At 68.4% G+C, this 25,180-nt stretch carries 23 protein-coding genes; 16 read left to right on the top strand and 7 right to left on the bottom strand.

Annotation, left to right across the window (positions count from 1 at the left end; translation table 11 throughout):
• Nucleotides 1–150: 150 nt before the first annotated feature.
• The 5 genes from IG75_RS0112220 to IG75_RS0112240 are packed head-to-tail and all read right to left on the bottom strand — an operon-like array spanning nucleotide 151 to nucleotide 4,978.
• Nucleotides 151–897: an HpcH/HpaI aldolase family protein gene (locus IG75_RS0112220; RefSeq protein ID WP_030521350.1), complete on the bottom strand. Its 747-nt coding sequence runs from the start codon at nucleotides 895–897 to the stop codon at nucleotides 151–153.
• Nucleotides 897–1,793, bottom strand: a complete 897-nt coding sequence (locus IG75_RS0112225) for an SDR family NAD(P)-dependent oxidoreductase (RefSeq protein ID WP_425594455.1) — start codon at nucleotides 1,791–1,793, stop codon at nucleotides 897–899. The genes IG75_RS0112220 and IG75_RS0112225 overlap by 1 nt, the downstream gene beginning before the upstream one ends.
• Nucleotides 1,790–3,112: a histidinol dehydrogenase gene (gene hisD / locus IG75_RS0112230; RefSeq protein WP_030521352.1), complete on the bottom strand. Its 1,323-nt coding sequence runs from the start codon at nucleotides 3,110–3,112 to the stop codon at nucleotides 1,790–1,792. Before hisD (IG75_RS0112230) ends, IG75_RS0112225 begins: the two co-directional genes overlap by 4 nt.
• On the bottom strand, nucleotides 3,103–3,837 hold the full coding sequence (locus IG75_RS0112235; RefSeq protein WP_051714533.1) for an alpha/beta fold hydrolase: 735 nt from the start codon (nucleotides 3,835–3,837) through the stop codon (nucleotides 3,103–3,105). Before IG75_RS0112235 ends, hisD (IG75_RS0112230) begins: the two co-directional genes overlap by 10 nt.
• Nucleotide 3,838: 1 nt before the next feature.
• The gene (locus IG75_RS0112240; RefSeq protein WP_030521354.1) at nucleotides 3,839–4,978 is read right to left on the bottom strand and encodes a cupin domain-containing protein; all 1,140 of its coding nucleotides are present in this window, start codon (nucleotides 4,976–4,978) and stop codon (nucleotides 3,839–3,841) included.
• Between the two features lie 316 nt (nucleotides 4,979–5,294).
• Between IG75_RS0112240 and IG75_RS0112245 the strand changes: the two genes are divergently transcribed.
• The 7 genes from IG75_RS0112245 to IG75_RS0112275 all read left to right on the top strand — a co-directional run bounded on the left by IG75_RS0112245 (nucleotide 5,295) and on the right by IG75_RS0112275 (nucleotide 13,228).
• Nucleotides 5,295–6,299 (top strand): LacI family DNA-binding transcriptional regulator, encoded by a 1,005-nt coding sequence (locus tag IG75_RS0112245; RefSeq protein ID WP_030521355.1) that lies wholly within the window; start codon nucleotides 5,295–5,297, stop codon nucleotides 6,297–6,299.
• A gap of 434 nt (nucleotides 6,300–6,733) precedes the next feature.
• The gene (locus IG75_RS0112250; protein ID WP_051714534.1) at nucleotides 6,734–7,663 is read left to right on the top strand and encodes a carbohydrate ABC transporter permease; all 930 of its coding nucleotides are present in this window, start codon (nucleotides 6,734–6,736) and stop codon (nucleotides 7,661–7,663) included.
• The gene (locus IG75_RS0112255; protein ID WP_030521357.1) at nucleotides 7,660–8,547 is read left to right on the top strand and encodes a carbohydrate ABC transporter permease; all 888 of its coding nucleotides are present in this window, start codon (nucleotides 7,660–7,662) and stop codon (nucleotides 8,545–8,547) included. The genes IG75_RS0112250 and IG75_RS0112255 overlap by 4 nt, the downstream gene beginning before the upstream one ends.
• Nucleotides 8,544–9,932: an ABC transporter substrate-binding protein gene (locus IG75_RS0112260; protein WP_156058872.1), complete on the top strand. Its 1,389-nt coding sequence runs from the start codon at nucleotides 8,544–8,546 to the stop codon at nucleotides 9,930–9,932. Before IG75_RS0112255 ends, IG75_RS0112260 begins: the two co-directional genes overlap by 4 nt.
• 34 nt (nucleotides 9,933–9,966) lie before the next feature.
• Entirely contained in the window at nucleotides 9,967–10,995 is a 1,029-nt protein-coding gene (locus tag IG75_RS0112265; RefSeq protein WP_036513661.1) for an ester cyclase, read from the top strand.
• 1 nt (nucleotide 10,996) lies between these two features.
• Entirely contained in the window at nucleotides 10,997–12,079 is a 1,083-nt protein-coding gene (locus IG75_RS0112270) for an ABC transporter ATP-binding protein (protein ID WP_030521360.1), read from the top strand.
• Nucleotides 12,080–12,244: 165 nt separating this feature from the next.
• Nucleotides 12,245–13,228, top strand: coding sequence for an ester cyclase (locus IG75_RS0112275; protein WP_030521361.1), 984 nt, complete (start codon nucleotides 12,245–12,247; stop codon nucleotides 13,226–13,228).
• Here IG75_RS0112275 and IG75_RS0112280 read toward each other — a convergent pair.
• Nucleotides 13,222–14,163 carry a LysR family transcriptional regulator gene (locus IG75_RS0112280; RefSeq protein ID WP_030521362.1) on the bottom strand — a complete coding sequence of 314 codons (942 nt, stop codon included), beginning with the start codon at nucleotides 14,161–14,163 and terminating at the stop codon, nucleotides 13,222–13,224. The two genes, IG75_RS0112275 and IG75_RS0112280, sit on opposite strands and share 7 nt — an antisense overlap.
• 72 nt (nucleotides 14,164–14,235) lie before the next feature.
• Between IG75_RS0112280 and IG75_RS0112285 the strand changes: the two genes are divergently transcribed.
• From IG75_RS0112285 to IG75_RS0112330, 8 genes are all read left to right on the top strand, one after another.
• On the top strand, nucleotides 14,236–15,699 hold the full coding sequence (locus tag IG75_RS0112285) for an amidase (protein ID WP_051714535.1): 1,464 nt from the start codon (nucleotides 14,236–14,238) through the stop codon (nucleotides 15,697–15,699).
• A gap of 316 nt (nucleotides 15,700–16,015) precedes the next feature.
• Nucleotides 16,016–16,504 (top strand): DUF1269 domain-containing protein, encoded by a 489-nt coding sequence (locus IG75_RS0112295; protein ID WP_030521364.1) that lies wholly within the window; start codon nucleotides 16,016–16,018, stop codon nucleotides 16,502–16,504.
• Nucleotides 16,505–16,509: 5 nt separating this feature from the next.
• Nucleotides 16,510–17,046: a hypothetical protein gene (locus IG75_RS0112300; RefSeq protein WP_030521365.1), complete on the top strand. Its 537-nt coding sequence runs from the start codon at nucleotides 16,510–16,512 to the stop codon at nucleotides 17,044–17,046.
• A 115-nt stretch (nucleotides 17,047–17,161) separates the two neighbouring features.
• A complete protein-coding gene (locus tag IG75_RS0112305; RefSeq protein ID WP_030521366.1) occupies nucleotides 17,162–19,078 on the top strand; it encodes a helix-turn-helix domain-containing protein in 1,917 nt (638 codons plus the stop codon).
• Nucleotides 19,079–19,226: 148 nt separating this feature from the next.
• Nucleotides 19,227–20,501 carry a hydroxymethylglutaryl-CoA reductase, degradative gene (locus tag IG75_RS0112315; RefSeq protein WP_030521367.1) on the top strand — a complete coding sequence of 425 codons (1,275 nt, stop codon included), beginning with the start codon at nucleotides 19,227–19,229 and terminating at the stop codon, nucleotides 20,499–20,501.
• A gap of 1 nt (nucleotide 20,502) precedes the next feature.
• Nucleotides 20,503–21,465, top strand: a complete 963-nt coding sequence (locus tag IG75_RS0112320) for a hydroxymethylglutaryl-CoA lyase (protein ID WP_030521368.1) — start codon at nucleotides 20,503–20,505, stop codon at nucleotides 21,463–21,465.
• Nucleotides 21,466–21,499: 34 nt separating this feature from the next.
• On the top strand, nucleotides 21,500–21,991 hold the full coding sequence (locus IG75_RS0112325) for a hypothetical protein (protein ID WP_030521369.1): 492 nt from the start codon (nucleotides 21,500–21,502) through the stop codon (nucleotides 21,989–21,991).
• Nucleotides 21,988–23,367 carry a tripartite tricarboxylate transporter permease gene (locus tag IG75_RS0112330; RefSeq protein WP_030521370.1) on the top strand — a complete coding sequence of 460 codons (1,380 nt, stop codon included), beginning with the start codon at nucleotides 21,988–21,990 and terminating at the stop codon, nucleotides 23,365–23,367. Before IG75_RS0112325 ends, IG75_RS0112330 begins: the two co-directional genes overlap by 4 nt.
• A gap of 132 nt (nucleotides 23,368–23,499) precedes the next feature.
• Here the strand turns inward: IG75_RS0112330 and IG75_RS0112335 are convergent, their stop codons facing one another.
• A complete protein-coding gene (locus tag IG75_RS0112335; RefSeq protein WP_030521371.1) occupies nucleotides 23,500–23,685 on the bottom strand; it encodes a hypothetical protein in 186 nt (61 codons plus the stop codon).
• 71 nt (nucleotides 23,686–23,756) lie between these two features.
• On the opposite strand from IG75_RS0112335, the gene hisD (IG75_RS0112340) reads away from it, so the two are divergent.
• Nucleotides 23,757–25,085, top strand: a complete 1,329-nt coding sequence (hisD, locus tag IG75_RS0112340) for a histidinol dehydrogenase (protein ID WP_030521372.1) — start codon at nucleotides 23,757–23,759, stop codon at nucleotides 25,083–25,085.
• Nucleotides 25,086–25,180 lie beyond the last annotated feature (95 nt).

Below are 25,180 nucleotides of genomic sequence, written 5' to 3' on the forward strand. Positions count from 1 at the left end.
ATCGGCGCCCACCCGCCACTTCCATATAAATCCACTCTGAGCTGCACAAACGTAATCCGGAAGCCATTGTCCTGTCATCAGTCGATCGATCGGAGCGATACGCGGCGAACTCCTGGCCTCGAGGTACCGCGCGACCGGCTCCGGACCCGATCAGCGCACCGACCGCAACTTCGCGAACGTCTCCATCAGCACGTGCGTGAGGTTGATGACCACCAGGTCCGCACCCGAATCGAACGCCGCGGCGGCCCGCTGGTCGCTCGAGACGATGTCGAGCCGGATCCGCTGATGATCGGCCACGGCCGCGTGAACCTTCTCGATCTCGGCCTGTACGGCCGGGTCGGCCGGACCGTGCGCGCCCATGGACACCGCGAGATCGGCCGGGCCGACCATCACCCCATCGACCCCGGGGGTCGCCACGATCTCGGGCGCGTGGCGACAGCCCGCCGTGGATTCGACCATGGCGATGACGAGCGTTTCCCGCGCATCGGCGGCGAGGTGGTCGGCCGCGGTCCGCGTCCCGTACCGGCCCGCCCGGCCGTAGGTCGCGAAACCGCGGTCGCCCACCGGTGGGTACCGCGCCGCGTGGACGGCTGCCGCGGCCTGCCCGGCATCGTCGATATGGGGTACCACCACCCCGGCGGCGCCGTGGTCGAGAACCCGTTGGATCAGCGCCGGCTCCTGCTGACCCACCCGCACGAGCACATCCATTCCGTGCACTCGGGCGGCGGCGATGTGCTGTCGCAGCGGGATCAGGTCGGCGGGCCCGTGCTCGCAGTCGATCAGGATGTAGTCGAATCCGACGACCCCCACCATCTCGACGAGTTCCTCCGCCGGCATCCGGACCAGCGCGCCGAGCAGCCGGTCGCCGTCGCGCAGACGCTGTTTCATGGCCGTCATCAGCGGGCCACCATCCCTGCCGACAGATCGATATCGGCCGCGCAGAGACCGGGCATCGCCAGCATCGCCAGGACCGCGCGGGCCACCTCGTCCTCGGTGACCATGCGTCCGAGCGCGGCCCGCGACACGAACGCCCGCTCGGCTTCCTCGTAGCCGGTCCCGGTCCGTTCGGCCTCGAGCCGGAAGTTGCGGTGCATCCGGGCGCTGTCCACCGGACCGGGCGACAGCGAGTTCACGTTCACCCCCAGCGGCCCGACCTCGGCGGCCAGCGTGGTGGTGAGCCCGATCACCGCCATCTTCGACGCGCAGTAGGGCGTACGCCGGGCCAGCGGCCGCTTACCGGAGACCGAGGCCAGGTTGACGACATCACCACGACCCGCCGCGACCATCGCCGGAACGAAGGCGCGGCACAGCAGGTACACGCCGCGCACATTGACCGCGAAGACGTCGTCCCACTCGTCGGGGTCGATCTCGGTGAGCGGCGCGACCGGACCCGGTACACCCGCGTTGTTGATCAGGATCGATACATTTTCGTCGGCGAGTTCACCGGCCAGCGCCGTCACCGATGCCGGAGAGGCGACATCGCAGACCGCGGCCCGCATCGACTCCGGATGCCGCGCCACGACCCGGTCGAGTTTGCCCCGGTCCCGCCCCACCGCGATCACCCGGGCCCCGGCGCCCGCCAATGCCAGGCCGATGGCCGCGCCGAGCCCGCTGCCACCACCGGTGACCAGCGCGGTGCGGCCGGCGATCGGATCGATCGAAGACCGGTTCGCCGCGACGGGCTCCCGCTCTCCGGCACACGGGCCGGAGAGTGCGCGCTCGGCGGCGGCATCCTCCCCGACACCGGGCCCCGCACCGGGTGTCACGGCGCGGCCGGGAGCGTGGTCGCTCACGAGTTCGCTCCGGCATAGAGGTTTCCGGCCCACGGCAGCTCGGCGCCCGCATATTTGGCGGCCCGCACATCGCCCGAGCGCGCATGCCCCTCGAACAGTTCGACGCGTGCTGCCCGGCCGCACACCTCACCGAGCCGCGCACTCGACGCCTGATCGACGACCTCGGAGTAGGTCACCGTCTTCAGGTATTTACCGACCCACAGACCGCCGGTGTAGCGGGCCGAGCCGCGGGTCGGGAGCACATGGTTGGTCCCGATCACTTTGTCGCCGTAGGAGACGCAGGTGCCCTCCCCGAGGAACAGGCCGCCGTAGCTGGTCATCTTCTCCAGTGCCTCGCGCGGTGCGCGGGTCAGCACCTCGACGTGCTCGCTGGCATAGCTGTCGGCGAGCTCATAGGCCTCGTCCAGCGAATCGACCACAATGATCTCGCCGTGGTCGCGCCAGGCCGGCGCGGCGAAATCGGCGGTCGGCATACCCGGCAGCAGCGTCTCGATATGGTCGAGGACCCGGCGGCCCAGCGTCTCGGAGGTGGTGATCAATACCGCGGGCGAGTCCGGGCCGTGTTCGGCCTGGGAGAGCAGATCGACCGCGACGACGAACGGGTCGGCGGCGTCGTCGGCGATGACCAGGATCTCGGTCGGCCCGGCGAACAGATCGATCCCGACCTCGCCGAAGAGCTGCCGTTTGGCCTCGGCGACATAGGCGTTACCCGGGCCGGCGAGCAGATCGACCCGGTCGATGGTCTCGGTGCCGCGCGCGAGCGCGCCGACGGCCTGGACACCGCCCAGCAGGTAGATCTCGTCGGCCCCGGCCAGATGCATGGCGGCGACGGTCGCCGCCGGGATCTCGCCCCGGATGGGCGGGGTGCAGGCGGCCACGCTCGGCACCCCGGCGACCTTCGCGGTCACGATGGTCATATGGGCGGAGGCGGTGAGCGGGTAGCGGCCGCCCGGCACATACGCGCCGACCCGGTCGATCGGAATATGTTTCTGCCCGAGGTGGACCCCCGGCAGCGTCTCGACCTCGAAATCGGTGAGCGAATCGCGCTGGTGCTGCGCGAAGGTACGCACCTGCCGCTGGACGAATTCGATGTCCTCGACGACCTGCGCGGGCAGCGAGGCGATGATCTCCTCGATCCGGTCCGGGGAGAGCCGGAACGATTCGGGACTCCACTTGTCGAACTGCTCGGAGTACCTGCGCACCGCGGCGTCGCCGCCGAGCCGGATGTCCTCGAGGATCGCGGCGACACGTTCACCCACCTCGGAGCGATCCTGGCGGACCACTTCGGCCGGGACCGGCTTCTTCAGAACTACGGGCATGTCGACTCCTGTCGGATGGTTCGGTACCGAGCGACGGCCGGTAGCCAATCGCTCAGAAGTTCGGAAATTCGGTGTGGCGCTTCCCAGGTGCACAGGTGACCGGCTCCGGCGATCGTCTCGAAGCGTGATCCTGGGATCGCCGCGGCGATGGTGCGGTGGTACTCGCGGGGACACAGGGCGTCGTCGTCTGCGGAGACGACCAGGACCGGACAGTCCACGGCACCCAGGGCCGGGACCGAATCGACACGATCGGCCTGTGCCCGTAGCTGGCTCTGGAATCGGCTCGACCCCACGCGCAGTGCCATCGCGACGAAGCGGTCGACCAGTTCGGGTGTGCCGGACCGTTCGCCGAACATGGTGGGCGCGATGACCTCACGCACCACGGTCTCGAACTCCCCGCGCGTGGTCCGGAAGGCCATATCGTGCCAGGAGCGGTATTGGGTGGCGGTCGGGGCATGCGGATTCGTGGATACGGCGCAGAACCCCACAACCCGGCCCGGCGCCCGGCGCAGCACCTCGAACCCGGCGATCGCGCCCAGGCTCAGGCCCGCCAGGACGAAGGGCCCGTCCACAGCGCTCAGCACCTGATCGGCCATACCGGAAATGGACGGCGCGTCGAGGCCACCGTGCACGGCCCGGAAACCGGGGCCCGGCTCCACCTGCGCCCACAACTGCGCGTCGCACAGCATGCCCGGGACGAATACGACGGGGATATCGGCGGTCATCTCAGCGCTTCCGGCGCGGTACCAGCGCGTACGGCGCGAGGTAGCCGTTGTGATCGAGAGCGTCGCCGGCATCGGCGGCCGCCTTGACGACCTCTTCGTCCCAGGTCAGCCGGACCCGGCCGTCACCGCTGTTGACCACGAGCAGGAGCGCGGTCTGTCCGCCCACATTCCGGATCGACCGGTAGGCGCCGGCCGGAACCGACAGCATGTCCCACGCGCCCAGCCGGACCGTGCGGGCGTCGACTCCCCGGTTGAGGGTGACCTCCCATTCGCCGTCCTTGACCATCAGTACCTGGCGTTCGGCATGCCGGTGCGCGGAGAGGCCGGCGCCCGGCTCGGCGCGCAGCCACGCGATGTTGTGTCCGTGCGGATTGTGGATCCGCGGCACCTGGGTCGCGTCCTCGGTCATGCCGTAGCCGATCACCAGGCCGAGTTCGACCCCGCCGCCGGGCAGCGCGGAATCGAGCAGGGCGCGCCGGGACCATTCGATGTTCTCCGGCGTCGCGATCCGTTCCCGCATCTGTTCGACCGTGAACGGACGCAGCGCCGCGATCTGTTCATCGCTGATCGGTTCGACCAGTTCGACGCCCTCCGGGATCTCGTCCCCGGCGACGGTGTCGACGAGTTTGTTGTCCGCCGTGAGGTAGAGGCCGTGGCCTTTGGCGTCCTCGAGGACCGAGGGCCCCCAGATGATCCCGCCGGTGTCGTCCATGCCGAGCGCGGTGAACAGGAAACCGTCGTCCGGGCCGATATTGGTGAAACCGCGGAAGATCCAGGTCGGAATGGAGGCGATCTCACCTTCCCGGAGCACGAGTTCGCCCTGCTCCCCCTGCGCGCCCCAGCGGAGCAGGTACTCGCCCTTGAAGCACAGGAAGACCTCGGCGGTGAAGTGCAGGTGCAGGTTGTTGGTGACCCCGTTGGGCATCGCGGCCGCGCCGATCTGGAAGCCGTGCGGTTCGCGCAGGTTGACCACCTGACCGGCGCTCTGGCTCACGCCGCGCCCGATCATCGAGTAGTTCTCCTTGCGGTCCGAACCCGGTGTCCGGCAATCGATGAACGCCTGGTTGCAGGACACGAAGTCGGTGCGCCGGATGGTGTACCGGTCCAGATCCTCGGCGGTGACGGTGACTTCGGCAGACATCTGACCTCTTCTTCTCACGGTGGGCGCTCGGCACGAACGGGCGGCGCAACCACACGGACGGAAATCGCGAATACGACGATGATTTATACGTATGCATCGTGCCGGAACAGGTGCTCGGTGTCAACGCCCGCCGGTGAATCGGCGGCGCCATCCGTTCCGTTTCCCCCGATCATCAGGGCTATTCGCCGCCCCGAGACGATCGGCGCCCCCGCCGGTACGCGGACAACAGCAGGCCCGACCACATCGACTAAGATTCGTATTCACACAACCGCACCGGCCGCTTCCGCGGCGGCCGCGCACCCGATCAGGGAGATCCATGCCGATCACGAGCCGCGATGTCGCACGACTGGCAGGCGTATCGCAGCCGACCGTCTCGCGCGCGCTGCGCGGCGATCCGCGGGTCGCCGCGGAGACCCGGGCCCGGGTACAGGAGGCGGTGACCGCCCTCGGTTATGTGCCCAGCGAGGCCGGACGCAGCCTGGTGACCCGCCGGACCAGACGGATCGGCATCGTGGTCAGCGATCTGACCAACCCCTTCTACCCGCATCTGCTCGGCCCGCTGCACGACGAGCTGGAACAGCACGCCTACCGGATGATGGTGTTCACCGAGCGGTCGGACAACCAGGTCCCGCTCGAACAGCTGGTGGACGGATCCATCGACGGAGCGGTCCTGCTGACCAGCAATATCGACTCCCTGCTCCCCGGTGAGTTGCAGCGCCGGCGGCTGCCGTTCGTCTTCCTGAACCGCGAGAGCACCCCGCACACCGCCGATGCCGCGGTGGTGGACAACGAGCTCGGCGGGCGCCTGGCGGCACACCATCTCACCGACCACGGTCACCGCCGGATCGCCGGAATCTTCGGCCCCGCCACCACCAGCACCGGACGTGACCGGGAGACCGGGTTCCGCGCCGCGCTCGCCGAGGCGGGCATCGCGTTGCCGAGCGTATTCACCCGCCGGGGCCCGTTCGAATTCGAGACCGGCTACCGGGCGATGCAGGAACTCCTCGACGCCGACCCGCGCCCGACAGCGGTGTTCTGCGGTAACGACGTCGTCGCGATCGGGGCGCTCAACGCGGCCCTGGCCAGGGGCGTTAGCATTCCCGAGGACATCGGCATCATCGGCTTCGACAATATTCCGATGGCCGAGTGGGAGGCGTTCCGCCTCACCACCGTGGGTCACGACCTCGACGCGATGGCCGCGGCGGCCGCGCGCCTGCTCGTCGAGCGTCTCGAAAAAAAGAACAGCGACGACGGCCCGCGCCGCATCGTCATGACGCCGCAGCTGATCGAACGCGCCACCGTTTCCGACCCGCGCCCGTAACAGCCGACCGGTCGGCGCCATTTCCCGGTGCCCGACGCCGGTCGCCCCGGCATGGGTCCGGCATGCCTCCGACCGGTTTGTGCATACGTATCATAACCTCGCCGGATCAGGCACGCGCGACCGCGATCCGGAGAGCCGGCACAACGTCCGATCGGGCCGTTCCGCTCCTAGTGGACGCGCCAAGTAAGAGGCGACGGGTACGTAAACCTTACCCGGCCGCCGGGATACGACCCCTTGTCTTTCTCGAATACATACGCATACACTCACCGGACACTGAGAGCCGCGTTACACCCCGCCGCCTCCCCTCCCTCCCCCGTCCTGTGGGATCACAATCCGAAGGAGTTCAGAGTGAAGCCGAGCCGCCCCCACCGGGCCGAGCCACTCGCCGACCCCGGCGCCCCGACCTCCTGTCCGCCGCGGTCGCGGGTCCGACGATGACGGCCACCACCGCGCCCCCCAGCCGGCCGGACCGCCGCGGACACTCCGCCTGGCGCCGGATCGGCGTGCCGTACGCGCATCTCGCCCCCGCCCTCGTGGCCATCGTCCTCACCACGATCTACCCGCTGGGCGTCGCCCTGGTGAACAGCTTCCGGCACTGGCGGGTGAACGAGACCCGCGAACCCGAGCAATTCGTGGGATTCGCGCAGTACACCAAGGCGCTGACCGACGACACCTTCCACAACGCGGTGTGGGTGACCCTGCTCTTCACCATCATGTCGGTGGTGCTGTCGGTCGGGCTGGGCCTGGTCATGGCGCTCGTCCTGAACAAGGCGACCTGGTTGAACGGCCTCACCAAGGCACTGCTCATCCTGCCGTTCGCCATCGCGCCCGCGCTCAAGGGCTACTCCTGGCGGTTCATGTTCAACCCCGACTACGGCGTCTACGACGACATGCTCGACACCCTGCTGCCGTTCACGCGGGATATCAACTGGCTCGGTGAACCGTTCTGGGCGCTGGTCGTGGTCACCCTGAGCGAGATCTGGGGCTGGGCGCCGCTCATCGCGCTCATGTTCCTGGGCGGCCTCGGTGCCATCTCACCGGAGATTCGCGATGCCGCGCGCGTCGACGGCGCCAACGCCTGGCAGGAGTTCTGGCGGATCAAGTTCCCGCTGCTGCGGCCGCTGATCCTGATCGTCGTATTCCTCAAGGCCGTGTGGTCGGTGAAGATGTTCGACCAGGTCGTCACCACCACGGGCGGCGGGCCGGGCCGGGCCACCGAAACCCTGAACTTCTTCGCCTACGAGCAGGGCTTCACCTTCCTCGATATCGGCTACGCCTCGGCCGTCTCGTGGATCCTGGTCGTCGTGCTGGGCGTGCTCGCCACCGGATACCTGATCCTCATGGGTCGGCAGGAGCAGAAATGACCGACACCCTCGAATCCGTGCCCACCGCCGCGCCACCGGCGCCGAAGGCGGTCCGCCGCGGTCCCTCGCCACTCGGGCGAGCAGGCAGTCTGCTGCGGCTGCTGGGCACTCTCGCGATCCTGTTCTTCGTGATGTTCCCGATTCTGTGGCTCACCCTCACCGCGTTCAAACCGGATCGTGAGGTCTTCTCCACCTCGGTACTGTTCCGGCCCTCGCTCGACAACTTCCGGGCGATCATCGGCGGCCAGAACGATCTGGTGGGGCCGATGTGGAACAGCATCATCGTCGCCGTGGTCACCACCGTGATCGCGGTACCGCTGTCCATGCTCGCCGCCTACGGTTTCTCCCGGTACAAATTCCCCGGCGCGAAACCGATCCTGCTGGGCATCGTCGCGACCCAGTTCATCCCGGGTGTGGCGATCGCGCTGCCCTTCCTGACCATGTACCGCGACCTGGGCCTGCTCGACACCCATCTCGCGCTCATCGTCACCAACCTCGCCATCGTGGTGCCCTACAACACCTGGTTGCTCAAGGGCTTCGTCGACGGCCTGCCCATCGAGATCGAGGAGGCGGGCCGGCTCGACGGCTGCGGTCAGCTCGCCCTGCTGTGGCGCGTGGTCACCCCGCTGGCCGCACCGGGCATCTTCGTGGGCGTGGTGTTCTCGTTCCTGCTGTCCTGGAACGAATTCCTCTTCCCGACCTTCCTGGCCCGCAGCAACGCGGTCACCCTCCCGGTCTCGCTGATGACGCTGGATCAGCCCGACGGCGTGCTGTGGGGCCATATGGCGGCAGCCGGTCTGCTGGTGATGGTGCCGATGATCGTCCTGGCGACGCTGGTGCGCAAGCACTTCGCGCAGGGCATGACCCTAGGAGCAGTCAAGTGAGGGTGCTGTCCGGACGACCGGAACACAAGAAACGGGGACGCGGTGTCCTGGCCTTGGTCTTCGCGACCGTGCTCGCCGTCCTGGCCGGGGGGTGTACCAGCGCCCCGGAGACCAAGAGCCTGATGGACCAGGTCGCGACGGCGTCCGTGGGACCGGACGGTCTGCTCGACGGCAAACCCTACGACGGCACCACGATCCGCCTGCTCACCTGCTGCGCGACCGTGCCCCAGTTCGCCGCGCTGCACCAGCGCACCGCGGAGTTCACCGAACGCACCGGGATCCGGGTCGAATGGTCGAATATCCCGTACGCGGCCTACCTGCAGAAGATCGTGGCCGAGAGCGCCATCGGCGGCGGCACCTACGACGCGCTCATCTGGCCGGACGCCTGGGGTCCGTCGCTGAAGATCGGGGTCCAGCCGCTCAACGAGGTGATGGCCGCCCACGGGGTGACCATGGACGATTTCTCCGGTCCGTTCGAGGAGGCCGCGTCCGCCGGTGATCCGGGTAAGACCTACGGGATGCCCCTGCGCGGCTTCTCCTACAACCTCTTCTACCGCAAGGACATCTACGCGAAGCTGGGGCTGGAACCGCCCACGACCTGGGACGAGTACTACCGCCAGCTCGAAACGATCAAAAAGGCCACCCCGGAATATCCGGTGGCCGGTCAGTTCAACCGGCGTAACGGCCAGAACCTGAACACCTGGCTGGCCATGCTGTGGAGCAACGGCACGGAGCTCCTCGACGAGAACGGCAAGGCGGCATTCGATACGCCGGCGGGAGTGGCCGCGACCGAGAAGTACCTGGAGTCGTTCCGCGCGGGCTACAGCCCGCCGGAATCCTCGAACTGGGGCGAGCTCGAATCCACCAAGGCCTTCCAGAACGGCGATGCCGCCACCGTGTTGACCTGGTCCTGGCATCTGGAGGATTTCGCGAATCCGACGAAGGCGGCCCCCGAACTGGCCGGCAACGTGGGCGTGGCGCCGATACCGGGCTTCCCCGGCCACGAGGCGCAGAGCTACGCCTACACCTGGCTGGCCGGGGTCATGAACACCTCGGACAACCAGGGCGCGGCCTGGGAGTACGTGAAGTGGATGACCGACGCGGAGACCGAACGCGCCATCACGCTCGACAAATCGTCGCCGGCGACGAGCACCGGGATCACCATGCACGACTCGAACATGCTGGATCCCGCGGTAAACGCGGCCAACAACGACCTGCCCCGGCTGCAGTACGAGGCGTTGCAGTCCGCCCGCGCCATCCCGATGAACCTCGACTGGCCCCGGATCATGGATGTCCTGGCTGTGGCCATCAGCAATATGGCCAATGGCGACGATGTGCGCGCGCAGCTCACCGACGCGGCAGGCCGGATCGACGAGCTCGACTGAGCGATCACCTCGCTTCCACACGAAAGCCGAATGTATGACTTTGAAAGACAGTGCCTTCCTGCCCTATGCCGATCCGGAGGAGTTCATCGTCGAATGGACCGACCGCATCTGGGTGCAGCGCGGGGTCGGACTGATCAGGCAGAACTACGCCCCCGACGCGATCGTGCACGGCGCCTACGGCACCGGGGTCGGCGTGGAGCCCGTGGTCGCCTCCACTCTGGCCAAGATCAGCGCCTTCCCGGACCGGGTGGGCCAGGCCGAGGACGTGGTGTGGGAGGCCCGCGGTGACGACGCGTTCCTCAGTTCGCATCGCATCTTCAGCAGCGGTACCAATTCCAAGCACACCGTCTACGGCCCGCCCACCCACCGCCGGTTCTCGCACCGGACCATCGCGAACTGCCTCTACCGCAACGGGGTGATGGAGGAGGAGTGGGTGATCCGCGACGAACTCGCGGTGGTCCAGGACCTCGGCCTGGATCCGTTCGAGGTGGCGCGCACCCTCGCCTTCCGCGGCTTCACCGGCTCGGCCACTCGCGACAAGGCGGTGCAACCCCTCACCGCCGGCGATTCGGGCGCCCGCCCCGGCACCCACCGCGACGAGTGCGCCTTCGTCCTGGACCTGTTCGACACCGTGCTGGGCCAGGCGATGTTCCACCGCATCGACGAGTACATCGCCCGCGATATCACCTGCCACACCGTCGGCAACCGCACCCTCACCCGGCCGCGGAACTACCAGGAATCGTGGATGGACCTGCTCGCGCCCTTCCCCGACGCCCGGATCGAGGTGCGCGATATCGTCGCCAACGATTCGGCGCCGCACGGTGGGCTGCGGGTGGGCGTCGTCTGGTGGCTCACCGGTACCTATTCGGGTCTGCCCGTTTTCGGCCCGGTCACCGGGTCACGGGTCGAGATTCTCGGGTCCTCGCAGTTCCGGCTGCGCGAGGGCCGCATCGTCGAGGAATGGCGGGTCTACGACCAACTCGCCGTCCTGGCCCAGCTCGCCCGCGCCCGCGGCGACGAACCCACCGCGGCGCCGGCCGCCTCCGTTCCGGAAAGGCAGTGACATGGCAGAAGTCAGTTACCAGAAGGCGACCCGCCGCTACGCCGGGTCCGACAGCGCCGCCGTCGACCGCCTGGACCTGGATATCGCCGACGGCGAATTCCTCGTGCTGGTCGGACCGTCCGGCTCGGGTAAGACCACCGCGCTGCGCATGCTGGCCGGGCTGGAGGACGTCGACGACGGGTCGATCTCCATCGGCACCCGCGATGTCACCTTCGTCCAGCCGAAGGAACGCGATATCGCCATGGTGTTCCAGTCCTATGCGCTGTACCCGCATATGACCGTCGGCGACAATATGGGCTTCGCGCTGAAGCTGAAGGGCGTACCCAAGGACACCATCCGGCAGAAGGTCGCCGACGCGGCGAAGATGCTGGACCTCACCCCGTTTCTCGATCGCAAACCCAAGGCGCTCTCCGGCGGTCAGCGCCAGCGCGTGGCGATGGGCCGCGCGATCGTGCGCGATCCGGCGGTATTCCTGATGGACGAGCCGCTGTCGAATCTCGATGCCAAACTGCGCGTGGAGACCCGCGCCAATATCGCCTCTTTGCAGCAACGGCTGGCCACCACCACGGTCTACGTCACCCACGATCAGGTCGAGGCCATGACGATGGGGCACCGGGTCGCGGTACTGAAAGACGGTGTGCTGCAACAGGTGGCGACACCCCGCGAACTGTACGACCGTCCGGCCAACGCCTTCGTGGCGGGTTTCATGGGCTCGCCCGGAATGAACCTCACCACCTTGACCGTCTGCGCCGACGGGGTCGAGATCGGCGAGTGCACGGTTCCGGTGGCGCGGTCGGCGGTCGCGGATCTGCGCGAGATCGTGTGCGGGATCCGGCCGGAGACACTGCGGTTGATCGGCGAAGAAGACGAGGGCTTCGCACTCACCGTGGAGCTGGTCGAGGAGCTGGGTGCGGATGCGTATGTCTATGGCACCGTACTGAGCCCGTCCGGGCCGCATCGGGTGAACGTCCGGGTCGACGGCCGGACCCCGCCACGGATCGGGCAGACGGTGCGCGTCGGTGTGCGCAACCACGCGGAAGTGCATCTGTTCCATCCGGATACGGGCGCTCGCCTGGCAGCTTGAGCTGTCCTTTCGCCATGCGCCGGCCGGGCTCCGCCCCGGCCGGCGCATTGCGCTGTCCGCGACCGGCACGGCGTCCGGCGCGCGGGCGCGGTACCCGGATATCCTGCCGGAATAGCCGGCACCCGGCCCTTCCCTGACGATGAATACGTATGTATCCTAGGCGTCATGCCACTCGATCCGATTGCCTACCAGCCCTACGCCGACCCCGACGACTTCATCCGTGAGGTCACCGATCACATCTGGATCGAGCGCGCGATCGGCCATATCAACGACAATTACGAACCCGATTCGATCGTGCATGGCGTGTACGGCACCTCCACCACCGCACGCGAGGTGATCGAGGGAACGCTCATGCGGATCTCGACCACCCCGAACCGGGTGGGCCAGGCCGAGGACATCGTCTGGGAAGCCCGCGGGGACGACGCGTTCCTCAGCTCGCATCTGGTGCTCGGTACCGACCTGGAGAACATCGAGTACCGCAGCCGCAATATCGCGAACTGCCTCTACCGCCGCGGCCGGATGGTGGAGGAATGGGTCGTGCGTGACGCGCTGTCGGTGGCCCGCCAGCTCGGCCAGGATCCCGATGAACTCGCCCGCAGGCAGGCTTTCCGCGGCTTCAGCGGTTCCATGGCCGGACCCGCGCCCGCCGAGGTGATCACCGAAGGCGGTAGCGGTCCGCGGCCGGACGACTTCCGGCCCGAGGTCGAAATGGTGCTCGAGTTCATCGACTCGGTGTGGAACAAGCGCGAATTGGAACGGGTCGAGCAGTTCTGGATCCGCGATCTATGGCTGAACACCATCGACGATCGCACCATCGCCCGCCCCGAAGGCTACCGGCGCGCACTGCTGCGCATGCTGCGGCCCTTCCCCGGCGGCACCTTCGACATCCGGGATGTCGCGGCCAACAATTCACCCCGCTACGGCGGCCTGCGCATCGCGGTGACCTGGAAGTTCACCGGAAAATACGACGGGATCGCCGATTACGGCCCGCTCACCGGCTCACCGGTCGAGATCATCGGCATCTCGCAGTTCCTGGTGCAGTCCGGCAAGATCGTCAAGGAAACCCGGATCTACGACGATATCGCCACCCGGTCGCAGATCTACGCCCATCGCGGCGACGAACCGTACGTGAGCCAGAACATCTACTGATCGCGGCCCGGGTCGCCGTCGCGCGCGGGGGCGTCGGCGACCCGATGGCGCAGCAGCATCTGCTGCGCCATCCGCGCCAGCTCCCGCGTCGCCGGCGACAGCACTCCCGATTCCCGCTGGACCAGCGCGATGGTGTCGTACAGCGGCGGCTCGAAACCCACCACCCGCACCTCGGGCGGGCAGGCGGAGCTGGTCGCGACAGCGCGGGAGATGACGGTGTCCCCGATCCCCCGGCGCACCAGCCCGAGCGCCGATTCCACCTGTTCCACCTCGATCAGCGGTTCGATCCGGTGACCCGCGAGCTGGGCCCGTTCGGCCAATTGGCGGCGGGTCGGTTCCTTCCATCCGTAGTGCGCGTCGTAGAGGATCACCGTGGCGTGGGCGAACTGTTCGATGGTGACCGCGCTCGCCACGCGCTCCGGTACGGCGGAGGCGTAGAGCACCTCGTCCCGGACCAGCGGGGTCACCCGCAGCCCGTCGGCATCGATGGGCAGCACCACCAGACCGGCTTCCAGCCGCCCCTCGGCGACCTCCGCCGCGACCTCGACCGAGTTCATCCCCACCAGCCGGATCCGGACCTCCGGGAACCGGCGATGGAACTCCTCGGCCAGATCGGACAGCAGATAGTACGAGGCATTGCGGAGCACCCCGAAGGTGGCCACACCGCCGGTCAGCGACCGCACCGATTTCAGCGCCGCGACTCCGCCGTCGGCCGCGGCCAGCGATTGTTCGGCATGCGGCAGCAAGGCGACCCCGGCGGCGGTCAGCACCAGTTTGCGGCCGCCGCGGACGAACAGGACGGTCCCGTACTCGTCCTCGAGCGTCCGGACGAGTTCGGAGACCGAGGCCTGGGCGATGCCCAGCGATTTGGCGGCGGCGGTGAACGTCCCGGTCCGGGCCGTCACCAGGAACGCGCGCAGTTGCCGAAGAGTCACAGGGTGATCCTATGCGAACACCAGCCACTACCCGGGTTGTCCATGGCCGGTGCGGTTCCTAGGTTCTAGTTCGTGACCCTCTCGCCCTGGCAGACCTATAGCGTCGCCGACCTCCGCCGGCTCCTGGCGGACGGGACCGTGACCAGCGCGGAGATCATCCGAACGTATCTGGACCGGATCGACCGCTTCGACCGCGCCGGATCCCCGCCGCTGAACTCCATCGTCGATATCGACCGCGCGGCGGTCGAGCACGCGCGCGCCCGGGACCGTGAACGTGCGGCGGGCCGGGTTCGCAGTCCGCTGCACGGTATCCCGTTCGTGGTGAAAACCAATATCGCCGCGACCGGCCTGCCGGCGACGGCGGGCAATCGCGGGCTCGCCTCCTACCGGCCCCGCACCGACGCCGCCGTGGTCCGTGAGCTCCGGGCCGCCGGCGCCATCGTCCTCGCTTCCGCGAACATGTCGGAATTCGCCTGGCACGGGACATTCACCGAAAGCTCCATCCGCGGTATCACGGCCAATATCTTCGATACCGCGCGCAGCGCCGGCGGGTCGAGCGGCGGGAGCGCGGTGGCGGTGGCCGCGGGTTTCGCGCCGATCTCCCTCGGCACCGATTCCTGTGGCTCGGTGGTGGGACCGGCGGTGCACGCCGGACTCGTCGGTTTCCGGCCGTCCGGTGGCGCGGTCGGCCGCAGCGGCGTCATCCCGCTGTCCCCGTCCCAGGATGTCGTCGGCCCGATCGGCCGGACCGTGCGCGATATCGCGGAATTCGCCGACTCGATGACGGGCGGCCGGCATTCCTGGCTCGCCGGAGCGGCGGCAACCGATCTCACGGAACTCACCACCGCCTATCTGACCTGGCCTTTCGATACCCCGTCCGGTCGCTCCGCGGCGCGCGGCCGCGACAGCCGATCCGCTCGACTACGGGCACTCGCCGACCACGTGATCGACACGCTCACTCGCGAATACCGGCTGCGCCGCGCCGAGTTGCCCGAACTGGACGCCGCTTTCGCCCGTGATGTCCTCACCGACAGCGGGTGGACGGACGCGCGGCATTCGATCGATATGTTCCTCGAACGGACCCCGGCCCGGTACGAGCCGGGCGCCGGTGCCCGGCGGGGACCCCGGCCCGACTTCGCCGATCTACTCACCACGACGGCCCTCGACCGGGACACTGCCGCGGCCTGGCTGGCAGCGCCGCCGATACCGAACCCGGCCCACGACGCTGCCCTGGCGAAACAGCGCGCCGGGCGCCGGGCGCTCACCGCACTACTCGCCCGCCGCGGCGTCGACGTGCTCATCTATCCCACGGCCCCCGATATCGCGCACCCCGGCTGGGCCGGGACCGCCGCGGCCGGAATCGCCTCGAACACCGGTGCGCCCTCGGTGCAGGTGCCCATCGGCGCGGTCGCGGGTCTCCCCGTCGGCCTGACGGTCACCGCGGCACCCGGCTGCGACGCCCGCGCGCTGGCGGTCGCGGCGGCCCTCGAGGCGGTCGTGCCGAACGCGGTACACCCGCCCGGAATCGGAAGTTGACGCCATACCATTCGCGGAGTTCTCGGGGGGCGAGCGAATTCGTGTCGGGCGGGTGAGGTGCCCGGAGGTCGGCCGCGCATAACCGTTGCCGTTTCCGACCGGCGTGGAAGTGCGGGTTATGGCAACCCACCGGCGGGATCTCTCGGATGACACGTGGTGCGACCGCGGTGATCCCGGCGGAGGTGTTCGCGATCGCGGCAGACGAGTTGTCCGTCACCGGCGCCGTGGTCTCTCACCCGTAGCGGGTGAGGAATCGGCGTGCGACCGGCCCTATGGTCGATCCGGAAGCGTACTCACCCTGTAGAAGGAGCCGGAGATGGCCGGTACGTTGACCGTCTGGAAGTTCCCCACCGCCACCGGCGCCGATACCGCCGTATCGACCTTGGATGATCTGCAACGCCGGGAGTTGATCACCGTGCAGGACGCGGCGGTGGTCAGCTGGCCGGCGGACGCGAAGAAACCCAAGACCCGCCAGCTGCACAGCCTGGCCGGGCTCGGCGCGCTGGGCGGCGCGTTCTGGGGTCTGCTGTTCGGGTTGTTGTTCTTCATCCCCCTGATCGGTGCCGCGATGGGTGCGGGTCTGGGCGCGATGTCGGGGTCGCTGGCCGATATCGGTATCGACGACGACTTCATCAAGGAAGTGCGCGACAAGCTCACCCCCGGCACCTCGGCGCTGTTCGCGTTGACCTCCGATGCCACGATGGACCGGGTGCACGAGGCGTTCCACGGCCAGTCGGCGGAGTTGATCTCCACCAACCTGTCCCATGAGCAGGAAGCCACGTTGCGCGAGGTCTTCGCCGACTGATCCCGATGGACGCCGATCCGGCCGGCCTGCTGCACGGCCCGCTGTTCTCCGCCCGGAATCCGCTGGACCGCGACAATGCCGCCAGCCGGATCAGTGCCTACATCTACGGCAATATCCTCGTCCTCACCGCCCTCGTGCCCCTCGTCACCGCCGAGAAACACCTCGGCATCCTCGTCGTACTCGGCACGGCCCTGTCCACCTTCCTCGCCCACAGCTTCGCCGAGACCGTGGCCCGCACCGTCCGCGAACAGCACACCACCACCCTCGGCGACCGGGTTCGCGCCCTGCGCAACTCCGTCCCGATTCTGACCTCCGCGGTCCTGCCCTGTGCCGTCCTTGCCGCCGGCTGGCTGGGCTGGCTGCAACCCCGAACCGCGCAGATCCTCGCCGAACTGGTCATTCTCGTGCGTATCGGCGGGATCGTCTTCGTCATCGGCAGACTCCGCGGCCGGCATCCCACCCGCGCCACCGTGATCACCGCACTGCTGCTCACCCTCGCCGCCGCCCTGGTCGTGATCGTCAAGATCGCGCTGACCCATTGAGGCCGCCCCCACGCGACCCGGCGAACACCGCATCGCCGGCGAGGTGGGCGCGGTACCGGTAGCGGTCACGGGGAGCGCATCGAGCCGGGCCGGTGGACACGGGCAGTCTGTAACCATGAACAGCAGTGACCTCGCCCGTATCGTGCACGAGGTTCTTCGCGCCGTCACCCGCGGCGAACCGGATGTCACCACGCTCGCGGCCTCGCTGACCGAACTGGGACTCGACGCGGGCACGGTCGGCGATATCGTCGACCACGCACGTCGCGACCGAGCCCAGGTCACGCGCCTACGGCGCCGCGAACAGGAGCTCACCGCGCTGTTCTCCAGTGCCCGCGATCTGGCCGAGGTGCGTGATATCGATGCGCTGCTGGCCAGGTTGGTGGCGCGCGCCCACGAGATGATGGGCACCGATGTGACCTATCTGTCGGAGTTCGACGCCACCACCCGCGACCTGCACGTCCGGAAGACGATGGGAGCGGTGACCCCGCAATTCCAGGACCTGCACGTCCCCGCCGGGACTGGACTGGCGAGCCGGATCGCCGATACCCGGTCGGCGCAGTGGGTGCCGCGGTACAGCGAGTACGCGGGAGGCACCCACGAGCACACCATCGACGATGCCGTCTTCGCCGAGGGGATCATCTCCATCCTCGGCGTGCCCATGCTCTCCGACGGCACCGTGCTCGGTGTGCTCTTCGCCGCGACCCGGCAGGAACACCAGTTCACCCCCGAAGAGATCGCGTTGCTCTCGGCTCTGGCCGACCACGCCTCGGTGGTGTTGCAGACCGCGAACATCCTCACGCAACTCCGGGAGTCGCAGGACCGCACCCGAGGCGCCCTGGAGAAATTGACCGCGCACCTGGAAGCACGCGATCGGTCGAGCGCGGTCCACCAGGAACTCGTCCACGCCGTCCTGTCCGGCGGCGGCTTCACACAGGTCGCGCACACCCTGGCGGCGGCGCTGGACCGGCGGGTGACGATCATCGACGCCGACTCGTTCTCGCTCGCCGCCTCCGCGGCCGCGGACCAGGAGCATACGGTGGTGAGTCTGTCCCCGGATGTGCGTGCCGCGATCTCGCTGAGTCGTGCGAGCGGGCACTGCCGGTCCGTCGCGAACAACAGATCGGTCGAGGTGGTGGCCGCCGTCACCGCCGGCGAACTCCACTTCGGGGCCCTGCTGCTCAGCCCGGGGAGCGTGGAACTCGGTCCGGTGGAACGACGCACGATCGAACGGGCGGCTCAGGTCGCCGCTCTGCTGGCCCTGCAACAGCGGGCGGTCACCGACGCGTACCGCCGTGAGCGCGGCGAACTCATCGCCGACCTGCTGCATTCATCGCCGGAGCGACGTCGCGGTATGGACCAGCGGGCGCGCAATCACCGCCTGACGTTGTCCGAACTGCGTACGCTGCTCATCGTCGATGTGCCACCGGCCCGGCGGGCCGGGGCCGAACGCGCCGTCGCGGGTTTCCTCGGCCGCGGCGGGTTGGTGGGTGAGCACGCGGCCACCCTCACGGTAATCGGATCGGCTGTCGATCCGATGGCGTTCGCGAACGATCTGCGAAGGCATCTCATCGGCGTATTCGGGGCCCCGGTGCTGGTCGTGGCCCCGCCGCGGGCCGCCGGGCCCGACGAGCTCCCGGATCTGTTCCGCACAGCGCAACAGACAGTGCGCCTGCTGACCGGGCTGGGCATCGACGACCGCGCGGTCGCCACCGACGCCTACGCCCCGTACACCGTCCTGTTCGGCGCCAACCCGCAAGCCCTGCAGTCCTTCCTCGACCTCACCATCGGGCCGGTCGTCGACTACGACGCCCGGCACGGCACCGATCTGCTCACCACACTGCGCACCTTCGTGCGGCACGAGGCAAGCCCGACGAAGACCGCGCGAGCGCTGAACTACCACCCCAATACGATTTTGCAGCGCCTCGATCGCCTCAAAGCCCTGCTCGGAGCGGATTGGCGCCAGGACGAACACCTGTTCCGTATCTCGCTCGCCACTCGGCTGGACGAGTTACGTTCGGTCTCCCGGCCATGAACGGCAAATATGCCTCCAACACACTGAAACCGCCGTTTCATGTGGTCATCACACATGTCGCGGGTTACAGCGCGGTCGTACCGTCGGATCCGGCAAATGTTCAGCGGGGCCGCGGATACCGCGCCCCCACGATGTGGAGGGCGGCGCAGTGACCGTGAACAGCAGGATTCCGGGATTCAAGGACTCGTCCGTCGAGCAGCGCCGCTCGGTGGTTTCCGAGCGGACCGGGGTAGCTGTCGCGGAGCTGGACGTTCTCGAACCCGCGCACGGCCTGGACACCGAGCATGCCGATCACATGATCGAGAATGTGATCGGGGTGCTGGGTATTCCGGTCGGCATCGCCACCAACTTCCGGATCAACGGCCGAGACTATCTGGTCCCCATGGCCACCGAGGAGCCGTCGGTCGTCGCCGCGGCGAGCAATGCCGCGCGCATGGCCCGCGAACGAGGCGGATTCTTCACCTCCGGCACCGGCCCGGTGATGCAGGCGCAGATCCAGTTGCTGGACCTACCCGATCCCGAGGCCGCGCGCCTGCGCATTCTGGAACAACGCTCGACCGTCGTGGACCTCGCCAACGAGCAGGACCCGACCCTGGTCCGGTTCGGCGGCGGTGCGACGGACCTCCAGGTGCGTCTGGTGCCGACGCGAACCGGCACGCATGTCGTCGCACATCTGGTGGTCGATGTGCGCGATGCGATGGGGGCCAACGCGGTCAACACCATGGCGGAGGCCATCGCGCCCCGGCTCGCGGCCATCGCCGGCGGGCGGCCCCTGCTCCGCATCCTCACCAATATGGCCGACCGGCGAATCGTGCGCGCCCGAGCCGTCTTCGACCGTGATCTGCTGGGCGGCGAGCAGGTCGTCGACGATATCGTGCACGCCTCCGCGCTCGCCGAAGCCGACCCCTACCGTGCCGCCACGCACAACAAGGGCATCATGAACGGCATCACCGCCGCGGTACTGGCCTCCGGCAACGACACCCGCGCCGTCGAGGCCGGCTGTCACTCCCACGCCGTCGGCCCCGATGGGCGGTACACGGCTCTTTCACACTTCGAGAAAACCGCCGACGGACACCTGTCCGGCACGCTGGAGGTGCCGATGGCGGTGGGTCTGGTGGGCGGAGCCACCAAGGCCCATCCCGTCGCGCGGGCAGCGATCAAGATCCTCGGCGTGGAGTCGGCCACCGAACTCGCGGAGGTCGTGGTCGCGGTGGGGCTGGCCCAGAATCTCGGCGCCTGCCGCGCGCTCGCGGCCGAAGGCATCCAGCGTGGCCATATGAGCCTGCACGCCCGTACCGTCGCGGTCACCGCCGGAGCGCGCACCGCGGAGCTCGACGCTGTCGTCGCGCAACTCATCCAGGACAGGAACATTCGCGTCGAGCACGCCGAGAAGGTGCTCACCGACCTGCGGGAACGGAGCTGAGGTGGCGCCGGACACCGAGGCCGTCCGCCGGCCCGCACCGCATGTCCACCGCAGGCCGGAGCTACCGGCCGCGGTCCGGGTATACGAAGTCGGCCCCCGTGACGGTCTCCAGGCCGAAGCCACTGTGGTATCGACACCGGTCAAGGCCGAATTCTGCCGGCAACTCGCCGCCGCGGGGGTGTCGGCGCTCGAGCTCACGAGCTTCGTCTCACCGCGATGGATCCCACAGCTGTCCGATGCCGAGCAGCTGCTGGCCGTCCTGGACCTGCCCAGCGATATCCGGCGGGTGGTGCTGGCGCCGAACCGCCGCGGGCTCGACAGGGCGTTGGCCGCCGGCGCCACGGAACTCGCCGTATTCGTGAGCGCGACCGAGACCTTCGCGGACAAGAACCTGCATACCACCGTCGACGGTGCGATCGAATCCGCACGCCCCGTGGTGCACGGTGCCGGAGCACAGGGGCTTGCCACGCGCGGATACATCTCGATGTGTTTCGGGGACCCCTGGGAGGGCGCTGTCGACACCTCGGCCGTCGCCGATATCGCCGAACGCCTCCTCGACATGGGGGTGGCCTCGATCTCGCTGGGCGACACCATCGGGGTCGCCACGCCCGGACACGTCCTCGACCTCCTGGAAGCCCTGTTCGCCCGCGGTATCCGCCCGGAGATCACAGCGATGCATTTCCACGACACCTACGGCCAGGCGCTCGCGAACGTCTATGCCGCCCTGAGCGCCGGGATCACCGAGTTCGACAGCGCCGCCGGCGGCCTGGGCCGCTGCCCGTATGCCGCCGGAGCCACCGGAAATCTCGCCACCGAGGACCTGGTGTGGATGCTGCACGGCCTCGGTATCACCACCGGAATCGATCTGGACACGCTCACCGCGACTTCCCGGTGGATGTCCACCGTCCTCGGTCGGCCCAGCCCTTCGCGAGTGGTCCGCGCCCTCACCGCCTCGACATCCTGACCCGCCCGACCCCCTCGACGCCGACGGAGTACCCATGCCCACCCAACCCCCGCCGACCGCGGCAGTGACACCGGTCGACCCGCACACCGCAGAGCCGGCCGCCGGCCGCGAACATCCGCAGTACCTGGAGGTATGGGGTGATACCGTCGTCGGTCGCCACCTGGCCGTATCCGTGGTCATCGGCGTCGGCGTGAGCCTGTCCGCGCTTCTACTGGCGGACCGGGCATTCTCTTCGTTCGTGGCGAACGACTCGCTCGCCGACGCCTACGCTCTCCTCGTGGGGATCGCCGGATGCGTGATCGCCGGTCTGATCTGCGGACGGCTCTTCCGTCCGAAGCGGATCGTGGTCACCGAGGTGTCCGAAGACGCGGCCGTCGGCGAGGTCATCGCCGCACTGCGCGAAGAACGACAGGGGCTGGGCTCGCTCGACGATCTGCCCGCGCACACCCGGCGTGAACTCGACGAACTCGGGCTGCGCCGGCGGTTCACCGAAGCCGAGCACTCCACCACCGGGACAGTGTCATGAGTTCGATCCTCACCAGCGATATCGCGCTGGCCATCATGCTCGCCGTGATCGGCGCAATCGTCTTCTCGTTGATCGGAATGGTTTCGGGTACCGACGAAACCGCGACCATCGCCCCGCTGACCCTGCTGGTGATTCTGCTCGGCGCTCCCCCGGCAGGCGTGTTCACATTCTTCCTCGCCGGAGCCGTGGCCAAACATATGACGCATGCGGCGCCGACCACACTCCTCGGCATTCCCGGGGACACGATGGCGGTCCCGCTCTTGCGCGAAGCGCGGATGCTGCGCGCACTGGGTGTACCCCATATCGCGCTCCGCAAAGCGATCTCCGCGGCTCTCATCGCCGCTGTGATAGCCGTCCCCGCCGCCGTGCTGTTCGCCGTGCTGCTGGCCCCGTTCGCCGACACGGTCCAGTCCGCCGCGCCGTGGTTGTTCGTGCTGGCCGCCATCGGCATCGCCTACGCGTCGCCCGGGAAATGGGCGGGCGTGCTCGCGCTCGTACCGTTCGTGGTCCTCATCCTCGGTCTCAAACAGCTCACGGCGTCCTACGATGTCGCGCTCAACATCAGTTACTTCCTCGGCATCGCCGTCGGACCGCTGATCGCCGACCTCTTCTTGTCCTTGGGACCACAGGGACGTGCCGAGATGGCGCGCAAGGAGCCGGCGACGGTATGGCTCGCACCCGACGTCAAGACCTGGAAGGGATACTTTCCCAATCCCTTCCGGATTCTCGACCGTGGACAGACCGGCTATGTCGCGGCCACCGCCACCGTTTCCAGCGCCACTTTCGTTTTCAGCCCGGTCGCCATGACGGTCCTGATGGGTGAAGTGGTCGGGAGCCGCATCAAACACGGCTACCGCCGGCTCACTTCGGTGATCGCTGCCCGCAACGGCACGACCGAATCCACCTATATCGCCGAAGCCCTGATCCCCCTCATCGCCTTCGGACTGCCGCTGAGTCCGGTCGCCGCCGGGCCCGCCGCCCCCTTGTTCAACGCGCCACCGGTGTTCACCACCGACGACGGCAACGGCAATATCGACAACCTGTCCACCGCACTCACCAGCACCGAATTCCTGCTCTACGGACTCGCTGCCGTCGCGGTGGCCGGCCTCATCGCCTACCCCTTCGCGATGAACTTCGCCCATCGGGCCGCGACCGTCGTCGTGCGGTTCGTCAGCCACGAAGCCATCATCGCCGCCTTCGCCGGACTCGTCGTGGTGATCAGCGTGTGGGAGGGCGGGATTCTGGGGCTCGCCGTGACACTCACGGTCGGTCTCGTGGGCGGCCTGCTGTGCCGATTCTTCAAGATCCACGCCGGAGTGTTGTTCATGGGTTACTACGTCGCGGTACTGACGATCCCCGCGGTGCTCGCGCTCTGAGCGAGCACCGACCGCCCCCGGGAAATCCGATGGTTTCCGCCGCCGCCACCGACCACGGTGGCGGCGGCGGAGTCATTGGCTACACAGATCTCAGAGTCCACGCCGATTCCGGTGTAGTGAGCGAGCGTATTCCTACAGGGCATCAGCAAAGCCGGCGGAATCGCCTCCGTGGGACGGGCTCACGTCGTCGGCAGACTTCGCGGCCGGCATCCAGCCCCCGCCACCGCGATCGCCGCAACGCTGCTCCTTCTTTTCGGCGCACTCCTCGAGGTCGTCGACATCGCCCTCTCCCGCCGATCGCCCGGTGGATATCTCCATAGGGTTATCCTTCAACTAACCCAGGATTGCAACGGGTTGTCCATTGCCGGCGCCCGCCATACCGTCGAACTATGAAGTTCACCCCCGCCCGCCTCGCCGAACTCGAAGGCTCCTTCCAGATCCTCAAGCGCCCCGCGCTGGACCGCCCGGCCGCCCAACGCGACCCGAAGGTCATCGCCACCGTCTCGGAGATGCTCTCCACGATCGAGCAGGGCGGCCTCGACGCGGTGCTGGCCTATGCCCGCGATCTCGACGGGTTCACCGCCACTCAGGTCGAACTCGGCGCGGCCGAACTGGCGCGGTCCGGCGATTCGCTGTCGCCCGAACTGCGGACGGCGCTGGAACTGGGCCACGAGCGGACCAGTGCGTTCGCCCGGGAAGCCCGCTCGCATCTGGTCGATTTCGAGACCCGGCCGGCACCCGGCCTGACCACCGGCGTGCGCTATGTGCCGATCTCCCGGGTGGGTGCCTACGTCCCGGCCGGTCGGTTCCCCCTACTCGCCGGGGCGTTCATGACCGTCGGCGTCGCCAAGGTGGCCGGGGTCCCGACCGTGCTCGCGTGCACTCCCCCGCGCCGCGACGGCACCGCCGACCCCGCCGTGCTCTACTCCTGCCATCTCTCCGGCGCCGACCGCGTCTACGTGCTGGGCGGTGTCCAGGCACTGGCCGCCATGGCGTTCGGCCTGCTCGGTGAACCGTCGGTCGATATGCTCGTCGGCGCCGGCAACGCCTATGTGGCCGAGGCCAAACGGCAGCTCTTCGGCAAGGTCGCGATCGACCTGTTGGCCGGCCCGTCCGAGGTCGCGGTGATCGCCGACGAGACCGCCGATCCGGCCACGGTCGCCGCCGATCTCCTGGGCCAGGCCGAACACGGCACCGAATCGCCCGCCGCCCTGGTCACCACCTCGCGGCAACTGGGCGAAGCGGTGATCGCCGAGGCCGACCGGCAACTGGAAACCCTGGAAACCCGCGATATCGCCGGGCCGGCCTGGCGCGACTACGGGTCGGTGACCTGGGCCAAGGACCCCGCGACCGCCGCGGCCCTGATGGACGACCTCGCACCCGAACACCTGGAGATCCAGACCACCGACGACGAGTACTACCACAACACCCTGCACAACTACGGTTCGATCTTCCTGGGCCGCTGGAGCACGGTGGCGTACTCGGACAAGGGCATGGCGGGCACCAACCACGTGCTCCCGACCGCCGGCGGGGCCAAGCACAGTGCGGGCCTCTCGGTCTCCCGCTTCCTCAAGCCGCTGACCTACCAGCGCGTGGAACGGTCGGCCACGCCGGAAGCGGCCGGTGCCGTCGAAACCATCTCGCGGTACGAAGGTATGGCCGCTCACGAAGCGACCGCGACCATCCGCCTCGACGCCTACCGGACCGGCGAGGACTGAGATACGCCCCGGCGGGCCACCAGCCCAGCCGGCCGTAATCGGAGTGCCCTCACTCGAGTTCCGCGGGTGGGGGCACTCCCACTTTCGAGCGACCG

Origin of the sequence: Nocardia rhamnosiphila NBRC 108938 (assembly GCF_000720425.1) — a bacterium.
Classification (GTDB): domain Bacteria; phylum Actinomycetota; class Actinomycetes; order Mycobacteriales; family Mycobacteriaceae; genus Nocardia; species Nocardia rhamnosiphila.